Source organism: Streptomyces sp. NBC_01210 (genome assembly GCF_036010325.1).
Lineage (GTDB): Bacteria > Actinomycetota > Actinomycetes > Streptomycetales > Streptomycetaceae > Streptomyces.
This window is the reverse complement of the sequence record NZ_CP108549.1, coordinates 1,964,161-1,989,362: the sequence shown is the minus strand read 5'-3', so window position 1 is coordinate 1,989,362 and position 25,202 is coordinate 1,964,161. Positions and strand designations below refer to the sequence as shown.

General features: G+C 69.0%; 22 protein-coding genes and 2 pseudogenes. 14 read left to right on the top strand and 10 right to left on the bottom strand.

The features are described 5' to 3' along the window. Positions 1 to 14 precede the first annotated feature (14 nt). Together OG735_RS08985 and OG735_RS08980 are read left to right on the top strand one after the other, a co-directional pair. The gene (locus OG735_RS08985) at positions 15 to 935 is read left to right on the top strand and encodes an ABC transporter ATP-binding protein (RefSeq protein ID WP_327322604.1); all 921 of its coding nucleotides are present in this window, start codon (positions 15 to 17) and stop codon (positions 933 to 935) included. Further along, positions 932 to 1,753 (top strand): ABC transporter permease subunit, encoded by an 822-nt coding sequence (locus OG735_RS08980; protein WP_327322603.1) that lies wholly within the window; start codon positions 932 to 934, stop codon positions 1,751 to 1,753. The genes OG735_RS08985 and OG735_RS08980 overlap by 4 nt, the downstream gene beginning before the upstream one ends. Before the next feature lie 84 nt (positions 1,754 to 1,837). Here OG735_RS08980 and OG735_RS08975 read toward each other — a convergent pair whose 3' ends face one another. Both OG735_RS08975 and OG735_RS08970 read right to left on the bottom strand, forming a co-directional pair. Then, positions 1,838 to 2,443, bottom strand: a complete 606-nt coding sequence (locus tag OG735_RS08975; protein ID WP_327322602.1) for a CBS domain-containing protein — start codon at positions 2,441 to 2,443, stop codon at positions 1,838 to 1,840. Between the two features lie 149 nt (positions 2,444 to 2,592). After that, a complete protein-coding gene (locus OG735_RS08970; RefSeq protein WP_327322601.1) occupies positions 2,593 to 2,859 on the bottom strand; it encodes an SHOCT domain-containing protein in 267 nt (88 codons plus the stop codon). Positions 2,860 to 3,077: 218 nt separating this feature from the next. Between OG735_RS08970 and OG735_RS08965 the strand changes: the two genes are divergently transcribed. From OG735_RS08965 to OG735_RS08945, 5 genes are all read left to right on the top strand, one after another. Continuing rightward, a complete protein-coding gene (locus OG735_RS08965) occupies positions 3,078 to 3,263 on the top strand; it encodes an MBL fold metallo-hydrolase RNA specificity domain-containing protein (protein WP_327322600.1) in 186 nt (61 codons plus the stop codon). Positions 3,264 to 3,775: 512 nt separating this feature from the next. Next, positions 3,776 to 5,461 (top strand): NAD(P)H-dependent oxidoreductase subunit E, encoded by a 1,686-nt coding sequence (locus OG735_RS08960; RefSeq protein WP_327322599.1) that lies wholly within the window; start codon positions 3,776 to 3,778, stop codon positions 5,459 to 5,461. After that, positions 5,458 to 8,139: a formate dehydrogenase subunit alpha gene (gene fdhF / locus OG735_RS08955; RefSeq protein ID WP_442812394.1), complete on the top strand. Its 2,682-nt coding sequence runs from the start codon at positions 5,458 to 5,460 to the stop codon at positions 8,137 to 8,139. The genes OG735_RS08960 and fdhF overlap by 4 nt, the downstream gene beginning before the upstream one ends. Before the next feature lie 636 nt (positions 8,140 to 8,775). Beyond that, positions 8,776 to 9,381 carry a CBS domain-containing protein gene (locus OG735_RS08950; RefSeq protein WP_327322597.1) on the top strand — a complete coding sequence of 202 codons (606 nt, stop codon included), beginning with the start codon at positions 8,776 to 8,778 and terminating at the stop codon, positions 9,379 to 9,381. 41 nt (positions 9,382 to 9,422) lie between these two features. Next, a complete protein-coding gene (locus OG735_RS08945) occupies positions 9,423 to 10,154 on the top strand; it encodes an OsmC family protein (RefSeq protein WP_327322596.1) in 732 nt (243 codons plus the stop codon). A 293-nt stretch (positions 10,155 to 10,447) separates the two neighbouring features. Here the strand turns inward: OG735_RS08945 and OG735_RS08940 are convergent, their stop codons facing one another. The 3 genes from OG735_RS08940 to OG735_RS08930 all read right to left on the bottom strand — a co-directional run bounded on the left by OG735_RS08940 (position 10,448) and on the right by OG735_RS08930 (position 11,831). Beyond that, positions 10,448 to 10,630, bottom strand: a complete 183-nt coding sequence (locus OG735_RS08940) for a hypothetical protein (RefSeq protein ID WP_327322595.1) — start codon at positions 10,628 to 10,630, stop codon at positions 10,448 to 10,450. 51 nt (positions 10,631 to 10,681) lie between these two features. Beyond that, a complete protein-coding gene (locus OG735_RS08935; protein ID WP_327322594.1) occupies positions 10,682 to 10,876 on the bottom strand; it encodes a hypothetical protein in 195 nt (64 codons plus the stop codon). Between the two features lie 82 nt (positions 10,877 to 10,958). Continuing rightward, a complete protein-coding gene (locus tag OG735_RS08930) occupies positions 10,959 to 11,831 on the bottom strand; it encodes a universal stress protein (RefSeq protein ID WP_327322593.1) in 873 nt (290 codons plus the stop codon). A 444-nt stretch (positions 11,832 to 12,275) separates the two neighbouring features. Between OG735_RS08930 and OG735_RS08925 the strand changes: the two genes are divergently transcribed. After that, on the top strand, positions 12,276 to 13,154 hold the full coding sequence (locus OG735_RS08925) for a universal stress protein (protein ID WP_327322592.1): 879 nt from the start codon (positions 12,276 to 12,278) through the stop codon (positions 13,152 to 13,154). Positions 13,155 to 13,192: 38 nt separating this feature from the next. Here OG735_RS08925 and OG735_RS08920 read toward each other — a convergent pair. The 4 genes and pseudogenes from OG735_RS08920 to OG735_RS08905 form a co-directional block, all read right to left on the bottom strand. Then, a pseudogene (locus tag OG735_RS08920) lies at positions 13,193 to 13,456 on the bottom strand (glycosyl hydrolase family 65 protein); the annotation flags it as partial. After that, entirely contained in the window at positions 13,455 to 14,435 is a 981-nt protein-coding gene (locus tag OG735_RS08915; RefSeq protein WP_327322590.1) for a DNA polymerase Y family protein, read from the bottom strand. The gene OG735_RS08915 and the pseudogene OG735_RS08920, both read right to left, overlap by 2 nt. Further along, complete coding sequence (locus OG735_RS08910) at positions 14,432 to 17,884, bottom strand: DNA polymerase III subunit alpha (RefSeq protein WP_327322589.1); 3,453 nt, start codon at positions 17,882 to 17,884, stop codon at positions 14,432 to 14,434. Before OG735_RS08910 ends, OG735_RS08915 begins: the two co-directional genes overlap by 4 nt. Positions 17,885 to 18,215: 331 nt before the next feature. Continuing rightward, entirely contained in the window at positions 18,216 to 18,395 is a 180-nt protein-coding gene (locus OG735_RS08905; protein ID WP_327322588.1) for a hypothetical protein, read from the bottom strand. A 1,048-nt stretch (positions 18,396 to 19,443) separates the two neighbouring features. Between OG735_RS08905 and OG735_RS08900 the strand changes: the two genes are divergently transcribed. The 6 genes and pseudogenes from OG735_RS08900 to OG735_RS08875 all read left to right on the top strand — a co-directional run bounded on the left by OG735_RS08900 (position 19,444) and on the right by OG735_RS08875 (position 24,623). Further along, positions 19,444 to 19,707 carry a helix-turn-helix transcriptional regulator gene (locus OG735_RS08900; RefSeq protein ID WP_327322587.1) on the top strand — a complete coding sequence of 88 codons (264 nt, stop codon included), beginning with the start codon at positions 19,444 to 19,446 and terminating at the stop codon, positions 19,705 to 19,707. A gap of 159 nt (positions 19,708 to 19,866) precedes the next feature. Beyond that, positions 19,867 to 20,751 (top strand): DUF6083 domain-containing protein, encoded by an 885-nt coding sequence (locus OG735_RS08895; protein WP_327322586.1) that lies wholly within the window; start codon positions 19,867 to 19,869, stop codon positions 20,749 to 20,751. Then, on the top strand, positions 20,748 to 22,298 hold the full coding sequence (locus OG735_RS08890; protein ID WP_327322585.1) for a UvrD-helicase domain-containing protein: 1,551 nt from the start codon (positions 20,748 to 20,750) through the stop codon (positions 22,296 to 22,298). The genes OG735_RS08895 and OG735_RS08890 overlap by 4 nt, the downstream gene beginning before the upstream one ends. Before the next feature lie 615 nt (positions 22,299 to 22,913). Next, positions 22,914 to 23,267, top strand: coding sequence for a hypothetical protein (locus OG735_RS08885; protein ID WP_327322584.1), 354 nt, complete (start codon positions 22,914 to 22,916; stop codon positions 23,265 to 23,267). A 48-nt stretch (positions 23,268 to 23,315) separates the two neighbouring features. Then, positions 23,316 to 23,582, top strand: a pseudogene (locus OG735_RS08880) (helix-turn-helix domain-containing protein); the annotation flags it as partial. Between the two features lie 504 nt (positions 23,583 to 24,086). Beyond that, positions 24,087 to 24,623, top strand: a complete 537-nt coding sequence (locus OG735_RS08875) for a sulfite exporter TauE/SafE family protein (protein WP_327328250.1) — start codon at positions 24,087 to 24,089, stop codon at positions 24,621 to 24,623. 272 nt (positions 24,624 to 24,895) lie between these two features. On the opposite strand, the gene OG735_RS08870 is transcribed toward OG735_RS08875, so the two are convergent. Continuing rightward, entirely contained in the window at positions 24,896 to 25,198 is a 303-nt protein-coding gene (locus OG735_RS08870; RefSeq protein ID WP_327322583.1) for a hypothetical protein, read from the bottom strand. Between the last annotated feature and the right edge of the window lie 4 nt (positions 25,199 to 25,202).

The window sequence follows — 25,202 nt, the reverse complement described above, 5'->3', positions numbered from 1 at the left end:
AGGGAGGCGGGACGGTGCAGAGCGCGACACCGGCGATCGAACTCAATGCCCTGACGAAACGGTACGGGAAGACCATCGGCGTCGAGCGGCTGGACATCACCGTGAACAGGGGCGAGGTGTTCGGATTCCTCGGCCCCAACGGGGCGGGCAAGACGACGACCATCCGCTGCCTGGTCGGGCTCCTGCGGCCGACGTCCGGGCGGGTCCGTGTGCTGGGCCTGGATCCCATTGCCGACCACCTCCGGCTGACGCCGGCACTCGGTTATCTGCCCGGTGAGCTGCGGCTGTACCCGGAGTTGACAGGCCGGCAAACACTTGAGCTGCTGGCCGACCTGCAGGGGACGGCGGTGCCGCGCTGCGCGGAACTGTGCGAGCGGCTCGCGCTGTCCGACGCGGTCCTCGGGCGCCGCGTCCTGGAGTACTCGCGCGGGATGAAGCAGAAGCTGGGACTCGTCCAGGCGTTGCAGCACGACCCCGAGCTGGTGGTGCTCGACGAGCCGACCGAAGGCCTGGACCCGTTGGTCCAGGAGACGTTCTTCGAACTGCTGGCGGAGGCCGTGGCGGCGGGACGCACCGTTCTGCTCTCCAGCCATGTGCTGCCCGAGGTGCAGCGCACCTGCGAGCGCGTGGCGATTGTCCGGGAGGGGCGTCTGGTGACCGTACGCAGAGTGGCGGCCCTGCGCGAAGCCCGCGCCAGAAAGGTCCGGCTCACCTTCACGGACGGGCAGGGGCGGCGCCCGCTCGGTGCGGCCGAACAGTGGGCGCCGAATTGGTCGGGCGAACAGGTCGAGCTGCTCGTACCGCCCGATCAGGTGGTGGATGCTCTTCGCGACCTGCTCACACTGCCGGTCGGAGACCTGACGGTCGAGGAAGCGGGCCTGGACGAGGCCTTCCTCGACTTCTACCGCCATCCGGGTACCGAGGACCAGCCGTGAGAAGCCGCTTTGCGCTGCTGTGGCTGGCGCTGCACCGCCGCCGTCGGATGCTCGCGGCGCTGGCCCTCGGGATGGTCGTCTTCGAAAGCCTCATCGTGGTGATCGCCAACACGATTCCGCCCACGCAGCTGTTCGGCGGGCAGGGAGGAACGCCGCCGGGTGCGTTCAAGGCCTTCAGCGGTTCCACTGGCGATGTGTCGATCGCCAGTTATCCCGGACTGCTGGGCGCTGGATTGGTCCACCCCTTCTGGATTGCCATGCAGCTCACGGTGATCGGCTCGCTCGCAGCCGCCGCGGTGGCCGCGGACGTGGAGTCAGGGACGATCGAACTTCTCATGGTCCGCCCCGTCTCTCGGGGACGACTGCTGGCCGAGCGGACGGCCGCACTCGCCCTCGCCTCCGTGCTGCTCAACGCGGCGGCCACAGGCACCATGGCCGCCGGAGTTCTGCTCTCACCGCGCCTGCACCGCGAGGTGCCGATCACTGGTGTCTTCTCCGCGGGGCTGCTCGGCTGCGGCTTCGCCCTCTGCCTGACCGGTTTTGCGCTCGCCGTCTCGGCAGTGGGTCGAAGGAGAGGTCAGGTGGTCGGGGCGACGATAGCCCTCGGATCCGTGGGATTCGCCGTGAACTTCGTCGCGCTGGCCTGGTCCAGGGCGGCGCCATTGCGCTTCGTCAGCCCGTTCCACTACTACACACCTGGTGACGCCCTGGCCGACGGCACGGTCCCGTGGGCCTCGTTCGGCGTTCTGGCAGGTGCCGGCCTGGCCGGACTGACCGCGGCGTTCGTGCTGCTCGCGCGTCGGGACCTCGCACCGTAGTGCGAGGCCCGCGGTGACGGTTCCAGCCATTGGTCGGGACCTCCTCCGGCAGGCCCGTGTGGACCCGAACAGGCCGCGCTGCGCTCAGTGCACCGGCAACTTCACATCGATCTCTGCCCCCACGTTCACGACGCCCGGCACTGTCCGGGCGGCACGGACGAGTACGTCCGGTAGTGAGGTATCGGAAACCGTGCCGGTCAGAGTGACGAGCCCGTCCTCGACATGCACGTGGACCGTTCCTGAGCCGACCGGGACCAGCTGCGCGACCAGCTCGCTCCGTACCTCCTCCGCGATGTCGGCGTCGGGACGGAGATAGATCTTCAGTAGGTCGCCACGGCTGACGACACCCACGAGGTGACCCTCGCCGTCGACGACGGGGAGCCGCTTGAGATGCCCGCGCGCCATCAGCCGAGCGGCTCCGGCGACCGTCGCCTCGGCCGACACCGTCATCGCCGGAGCGGTCATCAGCTGACGCGCCGTCACTGCCCCTGACGTGTCGTCCCCCTGCGCCTTCACCAGTAGATCGGCCTCGGAGACCACGCCGGCGACGCGACCGTCGCCCATGAGAACGGGCAGGGCGCTGATCCGCCACTGCCGCATGCTCTCGACCATTTCCTTGATCGGCTCATCGGGGCCAACCGCGATCACCGCGTGTGTCATCACGTCACCAACAGTTCGCAGATGCTTCATGACCGACCTTTCACAGTGGTTTGCGATTCTTTGTCATGAGCGTCCGTCACGAGCCGTACGACGCATACGGCCGACTGGGAACGACTGGAGAGCCGTTCGGACCTGGGCCCGCCCGATCGGCCCCTGCCAAGCGGGCTGCGGCCTGCGGGTCAAGGCTTGGCGGATGGACCGGAGGTGTGCAGCGTGGCGAGGCGCCGGCGGTACTCCTCCTCGTCGATCTCGCCACGGGCGAACCGCTCGGCTAGCACCTGATCTGGTGACGGCACGTTCGGGCTGTGGGTGTGCTCGGGAGTCTGACCCAGGGCACGGAAGAGCAGAACGACAGCGGTGATGATCAGCGCCCAGAAAAGGATCATGCTGGCCGACATTGCGAACCAGCCCCAGCCGCTGACGTCGTGGTCGAACCAGAACATCATCACAATCACATCCCCGGTCACTCGGACGGCGGGTGCGGACCCGTGCTGTCCGGCTTGGCTAATGCGTCACTGCCATCGTCGCTGGATGTTGTCCGTTTGACCCATAGTCCACTGGTCCCGGGCCGTTGGGCCGGTCAGCCTTGTGATTTCGGCTGCGGGGTCCGCGGCAAACCAGTTCACTTCGCTGTCGACCACCATCAACCCCGAAGGCGCCCTCGGTGCAGCCACCGCCTCGCCACGTCCCGCACTTTTCGGCGCACGCCGACGCCAGCCAGATCCTCGACTGGCTCAATGGTGCTCCCGCACCCCACACGACGCACCTGGTGCACGGCGAGCCCGGTGCCGCCGCGACGCTGCGCGAAACCGCATCGACCGGGAGGGGCTGGGCTGGGCCGCGGCCGTGACCGCCCGGGCGAGGCTGTCCTCGTCCGCTGAGACACCCCTGGCGCCCGGGCGTGAACACGGTGCTGTCACCAGCGCGCGACCGATACCCGACCGACTCCCTGGCCATCAGCCTGCCGCTCATCGACACCCTGGAGCCGATCGGCGCCGTGCTGATCGGCATCGCTGTCTTCGGCGAGCGGCTCGCCTCGTCCACCTGGGCCTTGGCTGTGCAGGCGTTGAGGACGACGCCACCGCCATGGTCGGCGGCATCGTCCTCTTGGACCGGTCGCCCTTGGCACGGCCCTGCGGGCGCGCAGGATCGGGGCTGTCGTCGGCCGGGGCACGGCGACCACCGTGGGACGCGGTCTGCCCGATGACTCAGGTGTCGTCGATCGTGCCGCCTTCGGAGGCTGCTCGGCCTGAGACGCCGCGGCTCGGAGGACCAAGCCCATAGGCGAGGGCCGCCGTCCCCACGCAGACACCCCGCCGACGCCCGGATGCGGCCTTGTGCTGCTGCCTCCACGATGAGGTCATGGTTCCCGTGGGTCCTGCGGACCGATTCGACGCGTTTCGGGCCCTTGCCGACCGGCGTGGGCGGCCGGGAGATCGGCTGATCAAGTCCCTGGCCGAGGCCAGGGCGGAAACGGCGGAAAGCCCCGAGGTCTGGGCTCCGGCTGTCGCCGCCGGTATCGGCCTGCCCGCTGCCGCTGCGCTCGGACCGGCCAGCTACTACGCGGACCTCGTTGCCCCACACGGCCACCGTCACGTCCGGGTCTGCGCCGCGACGGCGTGCTTCGCCGCGCAGACCGGACGGCATCTCACTGAGGTGGAGCACGAGCTGGGGATCACCGCGGGCACGGCCTCACCGAACGGAGCGACGTCTGTGCAGGCCGTGCGCTGTTTGGGGTACTGCTATGCGGGTCCCGCGGCGCTCGACGGGGATACGCCCTGCACCGGCCCGACACTGGCCGGTCAGCTTGCGGGCCGCGAGCCCCCGCGGGCGCCGGAGATCCCGGCCGCGGACGACACCGGAGACCCCGTTCTGCTGGGAGGCGTGGTGGCCGGTGAGCCCGCTTGGCAGGTGTGGCCGCGGATGGTGACGGCAGGCACTGCTGACGAGGTACAGCTGGAAGTGGCGGCCTCCGGGTTGCGGGGGCGGGGCGGCGCGGGCTTCCGGGTCGCGGCGAAGTGGGAGGCGGCCGGCCGGGCACCCGGCACCGTGGTGGTGGTCAACGGAGACGAGGGCGATCCCGGTTCCTACGCCGATCGGCTGTTGATGGAGGCGGATCCGGAGCGGGTGCTGGAAGGTTTGGCTCTGGCCTGCTTCGCATGCGGTGCCCGCCAGGGTGTGGTGCTGGTGCGCTCGGAGTATCCGCGTGCGCTGGCGCGAATGCGGGACGCGGTCGGTCAGGCATACGCCGACGGGCACTTCGGCCCGGCTGTCCACGGCACGGCCTCGGCTGTGGACGTCGAGGTGGTGGAGGGCGCCGGGTCGTACGTGGCGGGTGAGGAGACCGCCCTGATCGCGAGCCTGGAGGGGGACCGGGGCTGCGCCCGGCCGCGGCCGCCCTACCCGACCCGGCGCGGGCTGTGGGGTGCGCCGACCGTGGTGAACAACGTCGAGACCCTGGCAGCCATCCCGTGGATCGTCTCCCGGGGTGGTGGAGCGTACGCCCGGCGCGGGGCTCTCAACGAAACCGGGACGAAGCTGGTCTGCCTGTCCGAGCGCTTCGCCCGGCCCGGCGCGTACGAAGTCGAGCTCGGCACCCCGGTAAGGCGCATCGTCACCGAGCTGGGCGGCGGCCTGAAAGACGGATCCGAACTGACCGCTCTCCAGGTCGGCGGGCCCTTGGGTGGCTTCCTCGCCGCCGACGCGCTGGACGTGCCGCTGACCACCGCCGACCTCGCTGCCTGCGGCGCCGCCCTCGGTCATGCCGGACTGGTCGCCTTCGACCAGCGCGTGCCACCCGAGGAAGTGCTGCGGCACATCTGGCAGTTCGCCGCCGCCGAGAGCTGCGGCGCCTGCTCACCCTGCCGCGTGGGCTCGCGCCGCGGCCTGGAACTGGCGTCCGCCGGCACTCCGCCCGGACATGAGTGGGAACGGCTGTCGCATGTCCTGGCCGAAGCGAGCCTGTGTGCCTTCGGCCGCCGGATCCCACCTGCCGTGCACAGCCTCGCCCGCGCATACGGGGACCGGCTGGCGGGATGGGACCAGTGACCGGGGTCGACGTTGACGGCACGAGCATCGAGGTGCCCGAGGGAGCCTCCCTGCTCGTGGCGGTACGGATGGCCGGGATCGAGTTGCCCGCGCTCTGCTCCGACGACCGGCTCAGCCCGGTCGGCTCCTGCCGTACCTGTCTCGTACGGGCCGACGGCCGGATCGCGGCGGCCTGCGTGACCCCGGCCGTATCCGGTGTCCGCGTCGAAACCGTCACCGACGATCTGCGGCAACTGCGCCGGGACGCGGTGGAGCTCATCGCCTCCGCCCTGCCGCCGCGGGCCCTCGCCGACGGCAACCCCAGCGAGCTGGTGCATGTCTGCCGGTCGATGGGCGTCGGCCCCGAGGCGGCACAGGCCACTGGAGGCCGGGGCGGGGACGAGTCCCACCCGTACGTGCACCTCGACCGCGACCTGTGCATTGCCTGCGGCCGGTGTGTCCGCATGTGCGCCGAGGTGCAGGGCACCTTCGCCCTCACCCTGGTCGGGCGGGGAGCGGACACCGTCGTGGCCCCCGGGACCGGCGGGTCCTGGGCCGAGTCGGACTGCGTGGCTTGCGGCGGCTGTGTCGACATCTGCCCCACGGGTGCAATCACCGAGCCGGGCCCGGGGCGCGGGCTCACCTCCGCCAATCGGTCCGCGGCGGCGCTGACGCGCACCACCTGCGGCTACTGCGGTGTCGGATGTTCCCTCGAGGTCGCTACCCAGGACGGCGAGGTCACCGCCGTTCTGCCCGCCCGGGATAGCCCGGTCAACCGGGGGCACGCGTGTGTCAAGGGCCGCTTCGCGCACGGATATCTCACCTCCTCCGAACGGCTCACCCGACCTCTGCTGCGACGCGACGGCCATCTGGAGCCGGTCGGCTGGGACGAAGCGCTCGGCCATGTCGCCCGGGGGTTGCGCGAGGCCGTTGACACGGGCGGCCCGGACGCCGTGGCGGCGATCTCGTCGGCCCGCGCCACCAACGAGGAGAACTACCTCGTTCAGAAGTTCATGCGGGTTGTCATCGGCACGAACAACGTCGACAACTGCTCGCGTCTGTGTCACTCCCCGTCCGCCGCCGGCCTGACGGCCTCCTTCGGACTCTCCGGCGGCACCGACAGCTTCGACGACGTCGAGCGGGCCGACTGCCTACTGGTGGTCGGCGCCAACCCTGTCGAGGCCCACCCGGTGGTCGGAGCGCGACTGCTCCAACGCGTTCTGCGTGGGGCCCGGTTGGTCGTCGCCGACCCCCGCGCCGTCGGGCTCGCGTTGCATGCCGACGTGCATCTGCGCCCCCGCCCCGGCACCAACGTCGCGCTGTTTCACGGGCTCGCCCACGTCCTGCTCGCAGAAGGACTGATCGATGAGGGGTTCCTGCGCCGGCGAGCAACCGGCCTCCCGGAACTCACCGAGCTGCTGGACGACTACTCGCCCCAACAGGTCGCGGACATCACGGGGGTACCCGCCGCGGACGTGGTCGCCGCCGCTCGGCTCTACGGGCGGGCCGAACGCCCCGCGATCGTTTACGGCCTGGGCGTCACCGAGCACCTGCACGGCACGGACGGGGTGCGGTCGCTGGCCAACCTCGCGATCCTGCGAGGTGCCGTGGGCACAGACCGCGGCTACGGGGTCAACCCGCTGCGTGGCCAGAACAACGTCCAAGGCGCCTCCGACATGGGCGCGTTGCCGGACCTGCTGCCCGGGTACGGAAAGGTGACCGACCCGGCCGCCCGGTCACGGGCCGAGGCGGTGTGGGGCGTACCTGTTCCGCACCGGCCCGGCCTGCGGATCCCGGACATGTTCGCCGCCGCACGGGCCGGGAATCTGCGCGCACTGTGGGTCATCGGCGAGGACGTCCGCGCCACCGACCCCGACGCAAACCGGGTGGCCCAGGCCCTCGACGCATGCTCGCTCGTCGTCTGCAACGAACTGTTCCTGTCCGAGACCGCCCGGCACGCCGACATCGTGCTACCGGTCGCGTCCTGGCTGGAGAAAGACGGCACCTTCGTCAACTTCGACCGCCGGTTCCAGCGAGTCCGCCCCGCCGTGCCCCCACCGGGAGACGCCCGAACCGACTTCGACGTCGTACGTTCCCTTGCTGCGGTGATGGGAGTCGACCTGGGCTGCGCGACTCCGGCCGATGCCCTGGCCGAGTGCGGACGGGTCGCGCCCGTCTTCGCCGGTCTCTCCCATGACCGGCTGGACCGAGAAGGCGCCGTCCCCTGGCCCTGCCCGGACTCCGGCCGCCCGGGAGAGGCCACGTTGTACGCGGAGAGGTTCGCCACGCCGGACGGGCGGGCCCACCTTGCCGCGGCCCCCTATCTCCCACCCGGTGAACAGCCCGACGACGACTATCCGCTGGTCCTGGTCACCGGTCGGCGCTGGGCCCACTACAACTCCGGCAGCATGACCCGCCGCGGCGGCAACCTCGAACTCGACCCGGTCGACTTCCTCGACATCCACCCCGACGACGCCATCCGGTACGACCTGCGGGACGGCACGCAGGTCTCCGTGGAGAGCCGGCATGGGCGGGCCCGGCTCGTCGCCCGGGTCAGCGAACAGACCGCCCCCGGCCAGGTCTTCTGCTCGTTCCACTTCCCGGCGAGCGGAGTGAACAGCCTCACCTCCGACCACGCGGACACCGTCACGTCCTGCCCCGAGTACAAGGTCACGGCAGTGCGCGTGGCCGCGTCGTGACGGCGACCGGCCGGGGTGCACGACATGGGTACCGGAACCCCCGTACTGACCCCCGGTGACGGCGGCCACGGGCCGCCGCCCCCACCGGGGAGGCCGGGCCCGCCGTGCAGACCCTCGCGACAGGGGACGTCTTCGCCGCACTGAGCACCCTCGCCGCGGGGACTGGCCTCGGCGGAGGTGACGGCACGGCGCGCCCGATTCGGAGCGCCTGTGCCGTTCCGTCGACGGCGTGGTGGCCGTGCACCAGACGATCGGCTACGAGTACGACAACCTCGGCCTGGACGTCGAGCCGCCGCAAGCAGACCGCATGGCGAGCAGACCGCATGGCGAACCCGGCCGACGGTCGAGAGAGCAGCTGACCCTCCCGGCCGGACCGGGAAGCCGACCGGCCGGGGAAGGCAACAGACAAGCGGAAGGGGCTCATCCGCTTTCGCGGATCCTGATTGCGCGGTGCACGGTCGCCGACCGCTTCTCCGCGTCCCCTTCAGGGACCCTTTCGTCAATTCCATGGAACCACCTGGCGCGTGGTGTCATCAGGGCCCAACAGTCCTCGAACGGTCCCGCTCGGCCCTACCTGCTGGTCGCCTCGGCAGCCACGCTGGGAGCTCGAGACATGCACACCGGTGAGGATTCGTCATGAAGCGCCTGCGAACCGTTGGTGACGTGACGACCCACGCAGTAATCGCCGTGGGTCGCTATGCCCCGTTCAGGGAGATCGTGGAGATCATGCGGCAGTGGCGGATCAGCGCCCTGCCTGTGCTCGCGGCCGAAGGCCGCGTCGTCGGAGTCGTGTCCGAGGCCGATCTGCTCCTCAAGGCACAGGGCGAGGACACCTCCCGCGCGGTGACGGCGGGCCAACTGATGACGGTCCCGGCCATTACGTTGACGCCGCACGCCACGATCGCCGACGCCGCCCGGCTCATGGCCCGGGGTTGTCTGAAGTTGCTTCCCGTCGTGGACGATGAGGGCCGGCTCAAGGGCGTGGTCAGCAGGGGCGACCTGCTGAAGATCTATCTTCGCCCGGACTCCGACATCGCCGAGGAGGTACGCGGCGAACTGGTCGCCCGTCTGATCCCGGCCGGTTCATCAGCTCTGGACGTACGTGTCCAGGACGGCGCCGTCACTCTGACCGGCACCGTTCGCGACAGCCCGCTGATCGATCTGCTCGTCCGGCTGGCTCGCGCTGTGCCGGGGGTCGTGGACGTGGACGCGCAGCTGGATGTCGGGCTACCGGTGCGTTGAAGTCGGCACAAGGCAAGAAATTGATTCCGGATGGTGACATCGTGTCCGAGAAGCAGCGGGCTACGCAGGCGGAATACGTGCGCACAGGGTGTGGCCGCACGATCAGTGTCTCCAGATTCGTGCCCGAGGGGCCGCCCGCCGAGATGGGCCGCGTGGTGCTGGGCACCGTGTGCGAGCCCTATGACCGAAGCGAGGTCTGGGCCTCCTTGACGCCCGAGGAGGCGAGGCGCGTCGCCGGGATTCTGCTGTTCCAGGCCGAGGCCGTCGCGCCACCCGAGCCGGGCGTGCCGGGACATGCCGAGGCCGTTTCCATCTCCGGCGACGCCTATGAAGTAACGGTACGAGGGCACGTACTGACGGTTGATCAGCCTGTGGCGGACGGTGGTCATGACACAGCCCCGACACCGGTGGAACTGCTCGTGGCCGCCGCGACGTCGTGCATCGCGCACTACGCCGGGCGCTTCCTCGACCGGCACGGCATCCCCCGGAAGGGACTGCGCGTCGCCGCTGACTACAAGATGGCTTCCGCGCGCCCGGCGCGAGTCGGTTCGCTGAGCATCTCCGTGGACGTCCCGGAACTGCCCCCGGCCCGCGCCGGGGCGTTCCAGGCGGTGATCTCACACTGCACCGTCAAGAACACGCTCCAAGTCCCTCCCGAGATCACCATCACGCTGGGCGACCGCTCTGGTACCCGGCCGAGCGGGAGCCAGGACAGCGAGGACGTGGATCGCGTGCCTGCCGACGGAGTTCGGGACTCCGGCGTCACCCTATGACAGGGTTCAGGTGATCGATCACTACGGTCACGTCGTCGATGACTTTGACTCCGTGAGGAGCCGCGGGACATCGGCATCCGCCATCCGGCCACTGACGTCCACGACGCCATTGCGCACGGTGACCTCGACGGTGTTCCGGGCAGCCGGGATTCGGCGAGGGACTCGATCTCCTCGCGAGTCCCGGCATCATCGTGTATCAGCGCGTTGAGCAGTGCGTTCCTGTGCACGACACCGACCGGGCGGCCCTCATGGTCCGTCACCGGCAGGCGCTTGAGACGCGACAAGGACACCAGTCAGGTGGCCTCGGCGACGGTCGAACCAGGGAACACGGTGTCGGCAGGAGTGGTCATCAGCGTCTCGGCGGTCTCGGCACGGGCCTTGTCATGCAGCCGCCGTTGCCTCAGCGGGCCGATCGCGCCGGGTTCGTGTCGGGACGCCTCCACCGCGGCCTTCGCCAGCAGGTCAGACTCCGACACCACACCCATCACAGGTCGTCGGCATCGACCACCGGCAGAGATCCGACGTGTTCACGGGTCAGGCTCCCGGGCGATGTCCAGGAACGGCATGTCGCCGCGCACCGATGCGGCCCGTACGTCCATGACGTCACGGACCAGCAGAGGCGCGGGTTCGGCACCGGACACCGGCTCGGCGCACTCCTTCACCCGCCCGGCAGGAGCCGCCTCGGGAGCGGTCGGGCGTGCCGCAGCCTGCTTGGCGGACACCGTGGCCGCCGCGGACCGGACTGATCTGCCCCTGCCAGGTCACCAGCGGGCTGCACTGTCCAAGGCGGCGTCTGCGTCGTACTCAGTTGTGCGGAACCACCGCGACCGAGCACGGCGCGTGATGAGCCACCGCGTGAGCGATGGCTCCGAGATGATGTGGGCCAACGGCTCGTCGACGTCCCACAATGACAATGTCAGCGCCCCGGGACTCATCGACGAGCACCTCATCGGCATGTCCCACGACGATCGCGGTGTCGACCTGCACCTCTGGGAACTTCTCGGCCCATCCCTCAAGCGCTCGTTCCAGCGCCGGGCGCTTGCGCTCCTCCAGCCGCACCCTCTCCTCGGGGCTCACCGGCACGAAATGGTGAAGCGGGAAGACCGGCAGAGCCGCCGCGCTAACGATGCGGAGGCTGGCCCCAGCGGCCTGTGCTGCGCGGAAGGCGAAGTCAATCAAGTCGTCGGCCCGATTCTCCGTATCGAGGCCCAGCACCATGATCGGGGCATGGACGGGCTCCCCCACACGACCCCCCTCGGCCTCCTCCGGCTGTCGAACGATGATCACCGGCCGTTCCGAGTGAGCAGCCAGGTGCAGACCCAGGCCCCCAAGAACGAAGCCCCCCAAATCCCTGAGAGGTCGCGAACCGAGTACCAGCATTTCAGCACCGGCCGCCTCACGGAGAAGCACCTTGCGCGGATTCCCCTCCAACTGGACCGTCAGGATGTCCAGCTCGCTGTCGACCATGTCCCGACGAGCCTCTTCAGAGATCAGCCGGGGCACCCCGTCCCGCGGCGCAGCGGTCGAGACCGGTATTGCCTCTCCTGAGGGACGCTCGGGACTCACGTGCACCAAGGACAGCGGCAGCTTGCGGTACAAAGCTTGCCTCGCCGCCCAGTCCGCCGCCGCCAGGCTGGCCGGCGAATCATCGATTGCTGCTACGACGGGCCGATTCATGTCGTCTGCCCCTTTCGATGGGGGTGTCATTGGCGCCATCGGCGTCCGTACGTCGCAGGCCGAGTCCCCGGGCGGCCAACGTCGTCGCAATGCTGGCGCTCCCACGCCAGCCTTCCTGCCCCGCCCACCCGACGCCAGGGCCGACCGGACCTGTCTGGACGGCGAGCGGTACCAACCGTTCGGCAACGAGGCCACCACTGCTGTCCAACAGCTGACGGTCATGAAAACGACTCTGCCGGCGTACACCGGTAAGAGTGGATGCGGTGCTCGACGCGCCGCTGTCGGGCTGGCTGACTCGAGCGTCACTGGGGCCGTTCGGCCCGGCCAGGGCCCCTTGGCCTCTCGTGTCAGGGCAGACCGCCAGTGACCCTGGAAGCGCGGCCATAGGGGCGCAGCGCGGAGACACATCCCGCGTGGCGGATCCGACCGGAAGAGGTTCTCATCATGACGCGCAATGTCGCCGTCGGTCTGGACGGCACACCGGAAAGCCTCGCCGCCGCCGAGTGGGCTGCGCGAGAGGCGCTGCTGCGCAGGGTGCCGCTGCACCTCGTTCACGTAGAGGCAGGGCCTTCGGCACTGACCCGGCCCGCCATCACCCCTGAGATGCGGCGCACCTGGGCCGAGGAGATGCTGGAGAGGGCCGCCGCCGATGTGCGGCAACGCCATCCGCAGCTGGAGGTCACCACTCGGCACTTCGCGGGGCAGCAGCCACCAGCCGGTCTGGCGACCGCCGCCAGCGAAGCAGATCTGCTCGTGCTCGGTTCCCGAGGGCTGGGCAGCGTCGCGGGATTCCTCCTCGGTTCGGTCGGTCTGGCCACGGTGAGCGCCACCGAGCAGCCGGTCGTACTCGTACGGGCGGCCAAGGGGCGCGCAGGCGCGCCCTCGGACTCGGCACAGGCCGAAGCGTCGGGCGAGTACCGTGACGTCGTCCTCGGGGTCGACATCCGCCAGGACTGCGACGCGGTCATGGCGTTCGCCTTCGATGCGGCAGCCAGGCGGGCCGCCAGTCTCCGAGTGGTACACGGCTGGACGATGCCGCCGGTCTGCACCCACTACGCAGCTGTCGACGCCGGAGAGGAGATCGCACAGGCGCTGAGCGACATGCTGATGCCATGGCGACAGAAGTTCCCCTCCGTGAACGTCGTGGAGCAAGCACTGTTCGGCGGGGCCTCTCGGCAGCTGGTGCACGAGTCGGCAGACGCCGAGCTCGTGGTCATCGGTCGGCGTATCCAAGACGCGCCGCTCGCAGCGCATATCGGCCCGGTCACCCACGCCGTCCTGCATCACTCGGCCGCGCCCGTCGCAGTCATCGCGCACCGGTGAGCAGCGGGGGGCGCCCAAGCCCGGGGTCGGCCGGGGGATCAGTGACCCCGCAGTGTCAGCCGGCAGGATTCGCCGGGTGCGAGGGAGACCGCGCGGTCCGTGAGATCTATGACGATCGGCAACCGGTCGGACGGCGGCACGCCGACTTCGAGCTGTCCGGGCCGCATGCGGAGCCGGATGCCCCAGTGGCCTCGATAGCGCAAGGCGAAGCTGTATTCGCTGAGTTCGGGCAGGGGCACGGGGTCCAGCCACAGTGCTCCGGCCCGTGTTTCGAAACCGGTCAGTCCGCGCTGAGAGCAGTCAGTCAGCCAGAGCGGCTGGACGTACAGCCTCCGGCCCGAAGCGTCGACGGGCGCGGTCTGCGGCAGCTTCGACTGCGTGGGCACGGGCATCGCTGGGATCCAGAGAGAGCTGGCGGTAGGCACTGTTCGCTGGCAGCAGGCCGTCGGCGCGGATCACGAAGGCGCGGACTCTCGCTCGCTGCAGCCCGAGGGCGGTCAGCAGACCCAGGGCAGTTGCGGCGAGGGCGGGTGAGTGGTTGGTGGGTTCCGGCAGCGTACGCATGCGGGTGGTGGAACTGCGGTCGGCGTACCGCACCGTGAGGGTGAGTCGTCTCGTGATCTGGCTTTCGCCGCGTAGGCGTTGGCCAATCTGGTAGGCAAGCCCCAGGACTGCACGGTGATGCTGTGCCGGGTCCAGGCAGTCCCGCTCCAGCACAAGGTCGGCGATCAGGTGCGCTGCCGGTTCCAACGGGATGACCGGGCGGGGGTCGTGGCCGCGAGCGCGCTCGGCCAGCAGCCGAGCAGGACCCGCGCCGAAAAGTCGCTGCAAGGTAGCCGGAGGCATGTCGATGATCTGGCCGATGGTGTGCAGGCCGTACCTGCTGAGCGTCTCCGCTGTGGCGCGGCCGATCCCTGGCAGCGCGGTGACCGGTCGCGGGTACAGCCAGTCGGTCACTTGTCCGGTGGGGACCCAGGTGGTGTCTCCCGGCGCGGCCGCGTCGGCCGCCATGGCAGCCAGCATGCGGTTGTTAGCGAGCCCGGCGCTGCTGTCGATGTTGTAGAGGGCCTTCAGCCTGAGCTTTGTCAACTGAACGACGTTGTAGGGAGACAGGTCGAAGTATCTGAGCGCCGAGGTCAGGTCGAGCTGGACGGCGTTGGGTGGGATGGCCTGGACGTGAGGCGTGACACCAGACATCAGTTCAATGACGTCGTCGTACTGAGCCTTGCTCAATGCGGCGTGCAGATGGAGGTGGGCGATGTGCCGCAGACGCGTGGTCATCCTGCACTCCCCGGGCTGGTGTAGCCGAACTTCTTCAGGTCTGCCGACCGGTTGCCGGCGGGCTGCAGGTCGGCGTACGGGTGCAGCCGAGCGCCTGTGGTGCCGTTGGCCAGGGTCCGCTGCGGCTGTGCAGGAGTCGGGTGCGGGTGACTGGATCCGAGGAGGGCGAGCGCGGCCTCTGGGCCGTTGTCGCGGCGGGCGGCAGCGATCTCGTCCAAGTCCCAGGCCATGGTTCCGACGACGGTGCGGCGGGTGCCGCGCACCTGGACCGTGCCGCGAACGAGCAGCAGCCCGCTGTGGAAGACGGTGTGCGCGCAGGCCGGGTGGGAGTCTTCGAAGAAGGCCAGGTCGACCAAGCCGGAGCCGTCTTCCAGGGTGACGAAGATGATGCGCTTGCCGCTGGCGATCGGTGGGGTCTGGGTGGAGGCCCGTACGCCGGCGACGAGGACCTGCTGACCGGGACGCATTCCGGCCAGGTGGGCCGCGTCGGTCGCGCCGATCTCGCGCAGCAGTCGGTGGTGGTGTTCCATCAGGTGCTTGGAGACGTCGATGCCGAGGGTGCTCAGCTCGGCGCTCAGGGCTTCGCGTCCAGTCATCTCCGGCAGGCCGCTCGGCTCCGCTCCGCCGACGGCGTTCGTGTCGATGGGTAGTTGGCCTTTGCCCGCCGATCGGGTGCGGGAGGCCCGGTGGAGTTCAGCGATCTGCAGCAGCAGGTCGCGTCGTGTGAGGCGTCCGTCGTGGAGGGAGTTCAGGGCGCCGATCTCCGCGAGGCGTTCGGCGACCGGTCTGCTGGGATGGGCCCGCTGCCAGAAGTCGGACAGCGATCCGTACGGCTGGCCCTCCTCGATCCGGGCGCACTCTTTCTCGCTGATGCCGTGCACCGCGGACAGTGCGAGCCGCACGCCCCACTGGTCTCCGTCGGCCTTCTCCACGGTGTGCTTCGCCTTGGAGTGGTTGATGTCGACGGGCAGAACCGGCACGCCACGTCGACGGGCGTCGGAGACGAGGACGCGCTTGGGCCACATACCGGGGTCGTGTTCGAGAAGGCCGGCCAGCAGGAATGCCGGGTAGTGCGCCTTGAGCCAGGCGCTCTGCAGGGCCGGTACGGCGAAGGCGACCGCGTGCGCCCGGCAGAAGCCGTAGGCGCCGAAGGCCTCGACGGTCTTCCAGACCTCGTCCCGCACCTCCGTGCTGTAACCGCGGGCGCGTGCCTGGTGATGGAACCAGTCCTTGATTCGGGGCAGTCGCTCCTTCTCGCCGAGCGCTCGCCGCGCGATCTCGGCCAGCGCGTAGTCGCAGCCGGTCATCACCGAGAGCGTCTCGATGATCTGCTCGTGCCAGATGGTCACGCCGTAGGTGTCGGCGAGCACCGGCTCGAGGTCCGGATGGGCGTACGAGGGTGTGCCGCCATGGCGTGCGGCGATGTACCGCTCAGGCATGCCCCCGGCGACCGGACCGGGACGGAAGAGACTGATGTCCGCGATGACGTACTGAGGATCGCGTGGCTGCAGTCTCGACAAAAGATCTTGCTGACCAGGTGACTCCAATTGAAACAGGCCCAGGGTCTGACTCTCCTGGATGAGTTTGAATGCGAAGACGTCGTCGAGCGGTACCTGCTGTGGGTCGTCCAGGTCGATGTGGTTGCCGGTCGTCCGTTCGATCTCGGTGACGGCGTGGGCCATCGCGGACTGCATGCGGACACCCAGGACGTCGAGTTTGATATTGCCCAGGTCTTCGATCTCCTCCTTTGCCGCCATGGCCATGGGGTAGTCGCCCTGCGGTGTGGGCTGCACCGGCAGCCGGTCCAGGAGGGTCGCGTCGCTGATGACCACGCCGCAGGGGTGCATGGCCATGCCGTGGACCAGGGAGTCGAGGCCTTCGGCAAGCTCCCACAGAGGTCCGTACCGGTGTGCCTCGGACGCCAGCTGCCGCAGTTCCGGCAGCTCGGCGAGCGCGCCGGTGATGTCCGAGGCTCTCAGGTGCGGGAAGCTCTTGGCGATCCGGTCGACCTCTGCCGGCGCTATGCCCAGCGCCAGGCCGGTGTCCCGCAGGGCCCGGCGGGCCCGGTAGGTCTCGGGCATCGCGGTGACCGCCACCCGTTCCTTGCCGAACCGGTCGAAGATCGCGTCGTAGCACTCCAGCCGCCGGGCGGATTCCACGTCGATGTCGATGTCGGGCAGCGATGCCCGGCGCACGCTCAGGAAGCGTTCGAACAGCAGCCGGTGGTCGAGCGGGTTCGCCGTGGCGATTCCCAGCGCGTGGCAAACCATCGACCCGGCGCCCGAGCCGCGGGCCGCGACCCTGATGCCCCTCTCCCGGATGTCGGCCACCACCTGGCCGACAGCAAGGAAATAGGAGTCGTAAGCCAACTTGGAGATCACATCGAGTTCTTCGTCCATCCGGCCAAGCGCCGCTCGGTCGCGGTCCAGGCCGCGTCGGGCCATACCGGCCTCACACTGCTGGCGCAGCAACTGCGCTGCACCATCCCTCCCAGGCTTGGCACCGAAGAGCGCCGGCTCCGGGAAGTGCCGCGCGCCAAGCCCGAGATCCACTTCGGGGTCGACGGCGCACATGGCCGCCGTGACAGCGGTATCCGCCACCAGGCGGCGTGCCCGCCGCGTATCCGTTCCGGCGCACTCGGCAACCATCTGCGAGATGACCGTCATTGCCCTTTCGTCCTTGAGCCAACGCTGCCCGCTGTCCAGGCGGCGTCGGTCGATCGGTCGCAGCAGCCTCGCCGCATCCAGGACATCAGCAAGCCGATGCTGCTCCGGGTCGGCGTAGCGGACCGCGTTGGAGAGCACTGCAGTGGTGCGGGTGCGGTCGGCCAGCGCCAGCGTTCGAGCCGCCAGCCGAAGCGATCCGGGCCCGATGCTGAAACGTTTATGCACAACAACTTCCAGCCTGATTCCACTACCGAAGATCTCCCGCCACGGCGCCAGCAGCTTCATCGCGACGTCTTCGCGCCCAGCCATCAAGGCCCGTACCGGCTCCGAGCGCGGTCCGAGCAGCACAGTCAGGCCGGGGCCGCCGTACTTGCGCAACGCTTCCCACGGCACCGCCGGTGCCGCACCGGCCCCGGCATGGGCATGGGCGGCTGACGTAATGCGACACAGTCGCGCCCATCCCGCCCGGTTCTGCGCGAGCAGCACGAACCTCAGCGGCGGCTCGACGACGTGTGCACCACCACGCACCGGGGTGCGGCGCTGCTGGGCAGGCGGCGGGGGTGCAAGGGCCTCCACCGCCAGGTCGACACCGAAGATTGGCCGGACCCCGACTCCAGCGCATGTCTGTGCGAACCGGACGACCCCGGTGACCGTGTCCCGGTCGGTGAGCGCGAGCACCGTCATGCCCCGCTCGGCCGCCCGCCGGACGAGATGCTCGGGGTGGGCGGCACCGTAGCGAACGGAGTAACCGGATGCGACGTGCAGATGGGCGAAGCCCGCCATGTCGCACCTCCATCACTCCACCCCTTTTCGGCCATACATCCGATATGGTCATCGTACGCTCGTTCGATTACTCTAACCCCATCGGTCCCGGTCAGCGACCAGATTCGAACACAGCAACGATTCTTTGGTGGGGTGAGTAGCGGCCGAAAATAGGCGCCTCCCCGTCACCTCCCCAACCGGGCGGAGCAGTTGGAGGAAATCGCCCCCATGGCGCGCACCGTGCCGTCGTCATTCAGCGGCTCAAGGAGGACGGACGAGCAACGGTTTGCAGCACGAACGACACGTTCCGTAACGGATCGAGTCTCAGGCCGGTCGCGTCAGCCCTCGGGATTCACGTCGCCGTCAGATCGGCCGACTGCCGCTGATCACCCTTCGGCAGCAGCTCCCAGTACAGGTCTCCCGAGGCAAGGGTCACGTTCCATGAGGCGAGGGGGCCAAACGCCGCCAACTGGTCGAGCACAGGGAACAGAGCCGCAGGAGCGAGACCACACTCACGTGCGATCCGGTCCATCTCGGTGCACCCGCGACCGGCCGAGGATTCCGCGTGTGCCGCTAGGCAGAGGGCGAACAGTCGCAGAGGCGGGTCGCCGGCGCCCACACAGCCGTCCCTTGCCGCGCGCAGCGCCCAGTCAGCAGCACTCCTGCGGTCCGGACGAGCGGGTCGCTGAGCAAACAACCCGCCGTCGAGGATCTGGGCGACCACTACCCTGACGGCAACGTCCGGGGAAGTCGGCGTTCTGCAAAGCCACCTTGCCTGCTCCAGCTCACTCCACGGGGCCGGATCGCGGCCGAGGCGAAGACTGCGCAGGACCCCGGCCGGCAATCGGACCTCCCCCTTGGAGTCCATACGCAGTGCGCACTGCACAGCGAGCAGGCGGGCCGCAGCCCCGGTGTGGCTCGGCAAGGCTGCGGCCAGGTAGCTGAGCATCTCCCGCACCCGAATCTGGTCACCCGGTCCTTTGGGCAGTCGCTTGCGGCGGCGACAGGCGCTGGCGGACGGGGTCGCGGCCACGCGTAGGAAGGTTTCCGGAACCACGGCGGCCTGCGCCGTGATCGACGCACAGGCCGTGCACGCATCGGCAAGCCGCCAGAGCCGTCCACCCCGCTCGCGCGCGAGAAGCAGACGGATAGGGCCGGCGCAGCCGCGGTGACGGGGGTGCCAGTGGCAGCCTCGTTCATGGCACTGGCAGGTGCGCATGTGCGACGGCAGAACGTCTCGCCGGGCGTGCCCAGCCAGATGTTCCAGCGCTGCGGAGCGCGCGGATACGGCAGCGAGCGGCACGCCCCGGTGGTCGCACTGCTGACACACAAGCTGCGGTCCGCCGGAGCCGGGCCGCAGCTCCACAGTCCAGGCACGCCGCACTGCTGGGCATGTTGTGCGGAGCCTCATAGGGCGCGCGCTCCTCCCAATCCTGTTCCGCGCCGTTGTCCGCTCAAGAAAGAGCGACGGCCCGCACACGGTAGTGCAGACCTCTGCCCTCTTGCCCGCGCTGCCACCTGGGGAAATAGGGCAGAGGTCTGCACTGACAGGGCAGGGGTCTGCCCCGTCGGATGGTCAGGTGACGATCTTTCCGCCCGATCCGGACTTCGAGGCGCTCCGCCTGGAGCTCGCGCGCCTGCGGGCGGCCCAAGGATGGAGCTACGACGAGCTCGCCGCCCGTAGCGGCCTCGCCAGACGGACTCTTATCGAGATTGAACAGGGCCGCACGATCGGAACTCTGAAGACCTGGCACGCCCTCGCACACGCCCTGAGCACCCCGCTCGACGAACTCTTCGCCACCTTGTGCAACGGACACCAACCCCCGGAAAAGACAGACGACTGACAGCCCGTAGGACGGCAAGCGCCAACCACCCGAATCGGTGACTCGGCACGAACGCGTGATCGTGCGTTCGAAAGCCAGTCTCATCGGATGCGGCCGTCCGGGGGACACCTGTGGCGGTGACGCCGATTGAACGGCGTGTTGGCTGGCAGGTTCGCCCGCATGCGCTCCACACCCCCTTCTCCACGTCGTTGGGATGGCAGCCTCATCCATGTCCGCGCGAGGCGTTACCTTCGTGTAAATGCCGACGGCGCCAGTCGACTGCTGCGGTGCGGTCAGAGTGACCGCTGCCGGGATTGCGGCAACCGAATCGAGTGGTACCACCACACCAACGAGCGGCCCATCCACCTGCATCCACACGAGCTGCCCGCCGAGAACGTGCCCGCTACTTGCCACTGGCACGTCAGCTCCGGTGTCGCTCAGCCCGCGGGCGACGGCAGCGGCTGGTGCCGCCTGCCGCACGCCATGCTGTGCCCTGCCCGCGACGGCCTTCCGAGCATCCCCGAGTTGACGGGACTGCGCCGCGCTCTGGCGGTCAACACCCGCCGCCTGATCGACGACGGCGCATTCGTTCCCCCGTCCACCAAGCCGAATACCGAAGCCTCGTCGGCGACTATCTGTCGACCGGCCCGCCCTGTCGTGCAACTCCTGTACGTCCAATACCTCGCCAACCGCCCGGTGGACGAGATCCAGTGCGTGGCCCAGACCCGACGCCGTCACCGCTGCACAAGTCCGCTGCTCACACCTGACACCCGGGCAGGCGTCTGGACTCTCGTGCCCACCACCGCGACCCACGGCCAGCTACCTTTGCCCGGCGCGGTCATGGCCGTCTACACGCTCACCGGTCTGTCCTATGCCGAGCAACTGCGCTGGAGGGCCCAACGCTGCGCCGAACATGCCGCCATTCCCACGGCCGCAGATGTGGCGGTGGCCGAGTGGGAGCCCTTCGACCCGCTCGTCCACCACGAGCACATCCACACCCGGCTCCCGACACTCACCCGACGTCAGGGACCTGCCGATCGAAACCAGAAGGCGACACAGTCGTGACCGCGCACCACGCGACCACCTCGACAGACGAGCAGGTCCAAGCCGCCGACACCTTCCGAGCAGGACACCACCTCGTCCTGCAAGCGGGAGCCGGTACCGGCAAGACCACCACCCTCGCGATGCTCGCAGCCAGCACCAAACGACGCGGTCGCTACCTCGCCTTCAACAAGGACATCGCTCGTGACGCCGCCACACGTTTCCCCCATACGGTGATGTGCAAGACGGCCCATGCGACCGCGTACGCAGCACTCGGCCACCGCTATGCCAGTCGACTCAACGGCCCCCGCCAGCCTGCCTGGAAGACCGGCCAGGCCCTCGGCATCACCCGGCCCATCCGCATCGGCGATCACGAGATCAGCCACAAGACGCTCTCTCACACGGTGCTACGCGCCGTGACGCGCTTCTGCTACTCCGCCGACCGCGCACTGGCCCGCCACCATGTACCGCATCTTCGCCGCCTGGCGACACACGCCGAGCACACCCAACTCGCTGACGCGGTCCTGCCGTTCGCGGCCAAGGCCTGGGCCGACCTGCAAAACCCCGACCAGGGCGCTGTCCGCTTCGAACACGACCACTACCTGAAGATGTGGGCCCTGACCCAACCCAAGATCGAAGCGGATTTCCTCTTCCTCGACGAAGCCCAGGACACCAACCCGGTACTGGAACAGGTCTTCAACGCCCAGCGTGACCACGCCCAGCTCGTCATGGTCGGCGACTCTGCCCAGGCCATCTACGGCTGGCGCGGTGCGCGCGATGTAATGACCGACTTCGATGCCACCGCTCTTACTCTGACCCGCTCCTTCCGCTTCGGCCCTCTCCTCGCCGAACAAGCCAACCGCTGGCTTGAGCTTGCCGAGGCACCCATCCGCCTGACCGGCAGCGAGACGATTCCCACCGAGGTCGGAGACATCGCCAACCCGGACGCGGTGCTGTGCCGCACCAACATCGGTGCCATGGCCGCAGTCATGCGCCTCCTCTCCGAAGGCCGCCGCGTCGCCCTGGCCCGCGGCGGGCACACGCTCGCCGCACTGGCGCTGGCGGCTCGCGACCTCAAAGAAGGCCGCCGCACCAACCATCCGGAGCTCGTCCTCTTCGCCTCTTGGGGGGAAGTGCAGGACTACGCGGCCTACGACCCCGCCGGCGGCGACCTCCAGCCCTTCGTCGACCTCGTCGACACGCACGGTCCCGACGCCATTCTCGCCGCGGTCGACGAGCTCACCGACGAGGACCATGCCGACGTAACGGTGTCCACCGCTCACAAGGCCAAGGGCCGCGAATGGCCAACCGTCCGGATCGGTGACGACTTCCCACCCCCCAAAGACACCGATCAACTCGACGCCGAGGGCCACCCAATCCCGGAACCCGTCAACGACACTGACGCACGCCTCGCGTACGTCGCTGTTACCCGTGCGCGCCAGCAGCTCGACCTCGGTGGCCTGTCATGGATCGACAAACTGACTCAGGAGAAGAACCACAGTGAAGTGGCCTACGATCCTGCAGTTTCCGCCCGACCGGCATGCCCGCCATCACTCACCGTCCACTCTTGAAGTGCTGCTCACGTGCAGAACAAAGTCACGGATGACGATGGGTGCAGACGCGAGCTCAGACAGACCATCCAACAGGTCCGGGCGGGCAGCGATGGCACAGCCCGTAGTACGAGGCCATGCCAGATGGTAGACGCTCCGCTTGTACTGACTTCGCCAACAGATGAGTTTGAGAGCCGGCCCGATGTCGTCTTCCAGGATGAAGGGCCTGCGTGCCCCGGTGCCGTGTGCGTAAGACGTGGTGCACACTGCTGGCATGCCCGAGGACGAGGCGCAGCACACCCCTCCAGACTCACTGCTACAGGTGATCGACAACCTCGCGCAGTTCCATCGTGAGCATGAGAAGTACTACTCACAGGCCCCACTGCGGCAGGCCGGAGAGCTCCAGGCGCGATCTCGGGCGCTGAAGTCACTGGCCGACCGGTGGAGTGACGTCGAAGCCGGTGAGCAGAAGTCGGCGATCGCGTTCGCCGGCACGGAGGACCTGAATGCTCCAGGGCTCGTAGCGGAGTCGGGGATCCTCTTCATGGAAGGGGAGGACGAGCCCGCCGAACTCCGGAGACTGAAGAGGGACTCGCCGAAGACACCGAGCAGGGCGGCGCCTGGCTGGCCCAGGCGATGGAGCAGGCGTGGGAGATCGCGGGAAGCCTGGCCGCCTACCCGGCGCTTGCCGACCTGCTGGGGGAGCGGCACCGGATCATCGCCAATGACTGGCAGTCGGCGGGCCTGCAGGCTCTGGTCGCGCGGCTGCTGCGCCGCGCCCTTGACCTGCTGGCCCGGGTCGACTTCTCTCCGGCGGCGCTCCGTGCCGACCTGCGAGGCGAGCGGAAGGCCCCTGCCTACCTCTATTCGGCTTCTGAGCTGTTTGACAGGGCAGCCGACCTGATGGCGGAGTCAGCGACGCTTGTGCATGAGAACGAGAGGCGCTGGCGCATGTTCCGGGCCCGGGTTCGCGAATTGCAATCCGAATAGGAGGCCAGCGACCACGGGAGTGACCCCACCGCGCGAGATGATCTTCATATGGCAGGTGTGATCACGGCTTCGGTGCCGTCCTGGATAGTCCCGTTTAGCGGGCTGAGCCCGCGCTGCTTCGGCAAGCTGGTGATCGCACTGCGGCGGGAGGGTGTGGACACGCCTCGGCGCGGCCTGCCCTGGAGCCTCGACTTGGAAGACCGGGTGGTGCTGGTCACGGCTTACTGGCGTACGAACCTGACGCTGCGGCAGCTCGCCCAGCTCTTCGGGATCTCGAAGTCCGCGGCCGATCGGATCATCAACAGCCTAGGGCCCTCAACGTCCTGGGCCGCTACAGCTTCACCGCGTCCACCCCGGCCGGCGGCGGCCTTCGGCCGCTGCGCGACCCGGACGCCGCCGGCTCGACGACGATGACGACGGCGGAGAGGACTGAGGGAACGCGGCACCGGTTCGGAGGTCACGACCACACGTGAGCGGGCGCCGGTGCCTTTCCCCGAAGTCGTGCCTGCGCCATAGCGGGCAGGGCCAATGACCAGAGGATGCCCGTCATGGTGGCTGACCTTGTTCTCTCATGGTCGACGCGTTCGCTGCCCGTGGTGTTCACCGCGGGAGGGGCTGTCGGCATCCTGGGCGAGATGATCGGTCTGGGCGGTGCGGAGTTCAGGCTGCCGCTGCTGATCGGCCTCTTCGGGTTCGCCGCGCTCTCGGCGGTCATTCTGAACGGCGATGAGCCTGGTGGTGGTCCTGGTCGCACTGCCCGCCCGGCTGGCGGCAGTGCCCGCTTCCGAAGTGGCCGCGCACTGACCCGTCGCGGTCAACCTGCTGGCCGGAAGCCTGCTGGGCGCCTGGGCCGGAGCCTCGTGGGCGGTACGGATGCGCACCCCCACCCCGTACAAGGTGCTGGCGGGGCTCATGGTGCTGATGGCGGCCGCACTGCTGGTCACCCACACCACCACCCTGGGGACGCTCGCGCTGCCACTGGGGGCGCAAGTGCCCCTGGGCGTGGTTGCCGGGTTCGGCATCGGGGTAGTCGCGGCGATCATGGGCGTGGCCGGGGGCGAGCTGCTGATCCCGACGATCGTGCTGCTGTTCGCGGTGGACATCAAGACGGCGGGAAGCCTGTCCCTGCTGGTGTCCCTGCCGACCATGCTGGTGGCCTTCGCCCGCTACAGCCGTGACGGCAGCTTCGCGGTGCTCGGCGCCAACCTGCGCTTCACCCTGGTCATGGCCGCGGGCTCGATCGCCGGCGCGGTGTTGGGCGGCCTGCTGCTCGGGGTGTTCTCGGACCTGGTGCTCATCCCCGTACTGGCCGTGATCCTGCTCGTCTCCGCGGTCAAACTCGCCCGCCACGACTGACTCGCGCAAAGCCGTCGCCGCGTGGGACGAAGTCATCGCACGACGGGCGCGCGAATGCTAGGGCGCTGAGGGGCCGGTTCGTCGTGCGGTCCGGCGTCGCCGCAACCAGTCACCGGCTTCACCCACCGCCACCAGGAGAGCGGCGGATGCAGCGCACTGTGCGAGCTGTGCGGGTTGTCCAAGAGTTTTGCCCGCCAGCCAGAGGGTGGCGGTGACGGTCGTCCACCAGGCAACGACAGACCAGGCCGGAAACCACGTGCGCAGCTTGTGTGTCATCGGACGCTGTCCCTGGCTCTTGCGAAGGGAATCAGAGCGGCCAGCAGGCAACCGGCCACAGCGATGATCCCGGCGGTGGTGGCGGTCAAGGCCAGGCTCACCTCCGGGGCGGCTCCGGCGAGGCGGGGAATCGCGTTCAGGGGTGCTACGGCGTAGAGGGCGAGGAGGGCCCAGCCGCGGGCGCGCACTGGCGTGAGCCGGGCGCGCAGGCGGGAGGGTGCCCAGCCGGCGGCCATTGCCAGTCCGGCGGGCAGCAGGGTGAGGGAGAAGATTGTCAGGCCGATCCACTGCCAGGTCATCGTC

Bases quoted from the DNA above. Each gene is read 5' to 3' on its own strand.
- OG735_RS08925 (WP_327322592.1), top strand. From the start codon at position 12,276: ATGACGCGCAATGTCGCCGTCGGTCTGGACGGCACACCGGAAAGCCTC.
- OG735_RS08905 (WP_327322588.1), bottom strand. From the start codon at position 18,395: ATGGACCGGATCGCACGTGAGTGTGGTCTCGCTCCTGCGGCTCTGTTC.
- OG735_RS08930 (WP_327322593.1), bottom strand. From the start codon at position 11,831: ATGAATCGGCCCGTCGTAGCAGCAATCGATGATTCGCCGGCCAGCCTG.
- OG735_RS08970 (WP_327322601.1), bottom strand. From the start codon at position 2,859: ATGATGTTCTGGTTCGACCACGACGTCAGCGGCTGGGGCTGGTTCGCA.
- OG735_RS08895 (WP_327322586.1), top strand. From the start codon at position 19,867: ATGCGCTCCACACCCCCTTCTCCACGTCGTTGGGATGGCAGCCTCATC.
- OG735_RS08950 (WP_327322597.1), top strand. From the start codon at position 8,776: ATGAAGCGCCTGCGAACCGTTGGTGACGTGACGACCCACGCAGTAATC.
- OG735_RS08915 (WP_327322590.1), bottom strand. From the start codon at position 14,435: ATGACCACGCGTCTGCGGCACATCGCCCACCTCCATCTGCACGCCGCA.
- OG735_RS08870 (WP_327322583.1), bottom strand. From the start codon at position 25,198: ATGACCTGGCAGTGGATCGGCCTGACAATCTTCTCCCTCACCCTGCTG.
- OG735_RS08960 (WP_327322599.1), top strand. From the start codon at position 3,776: ATGGTTCCCGTGGGTCCTGCGGACCGATTCGACGCGTTTCGGGCCCTT.
- OG735_RS08975 (WP_327322602.1), bottom strand. From the start codon at position 2,443: ATGAAGCATCTGCGAACTGTTGGTGACGTGATGACACACGCGGTGATC.
- OG735_RS08910 (WP_327322589.1), bottom strand. From the start codon at position 17,884: ATGGCGGGCTTCGCCCATCTGCACGTCGCATCCGGTTACTCCGTTCGC.
- OG735_RS08885 (WP_327322584.1), top strand. From the start codon at position 22,914: ATGGAGCAGGCGTGGGAGATCGCGGGAAGCCTGGCCGCCTACCCGGCG.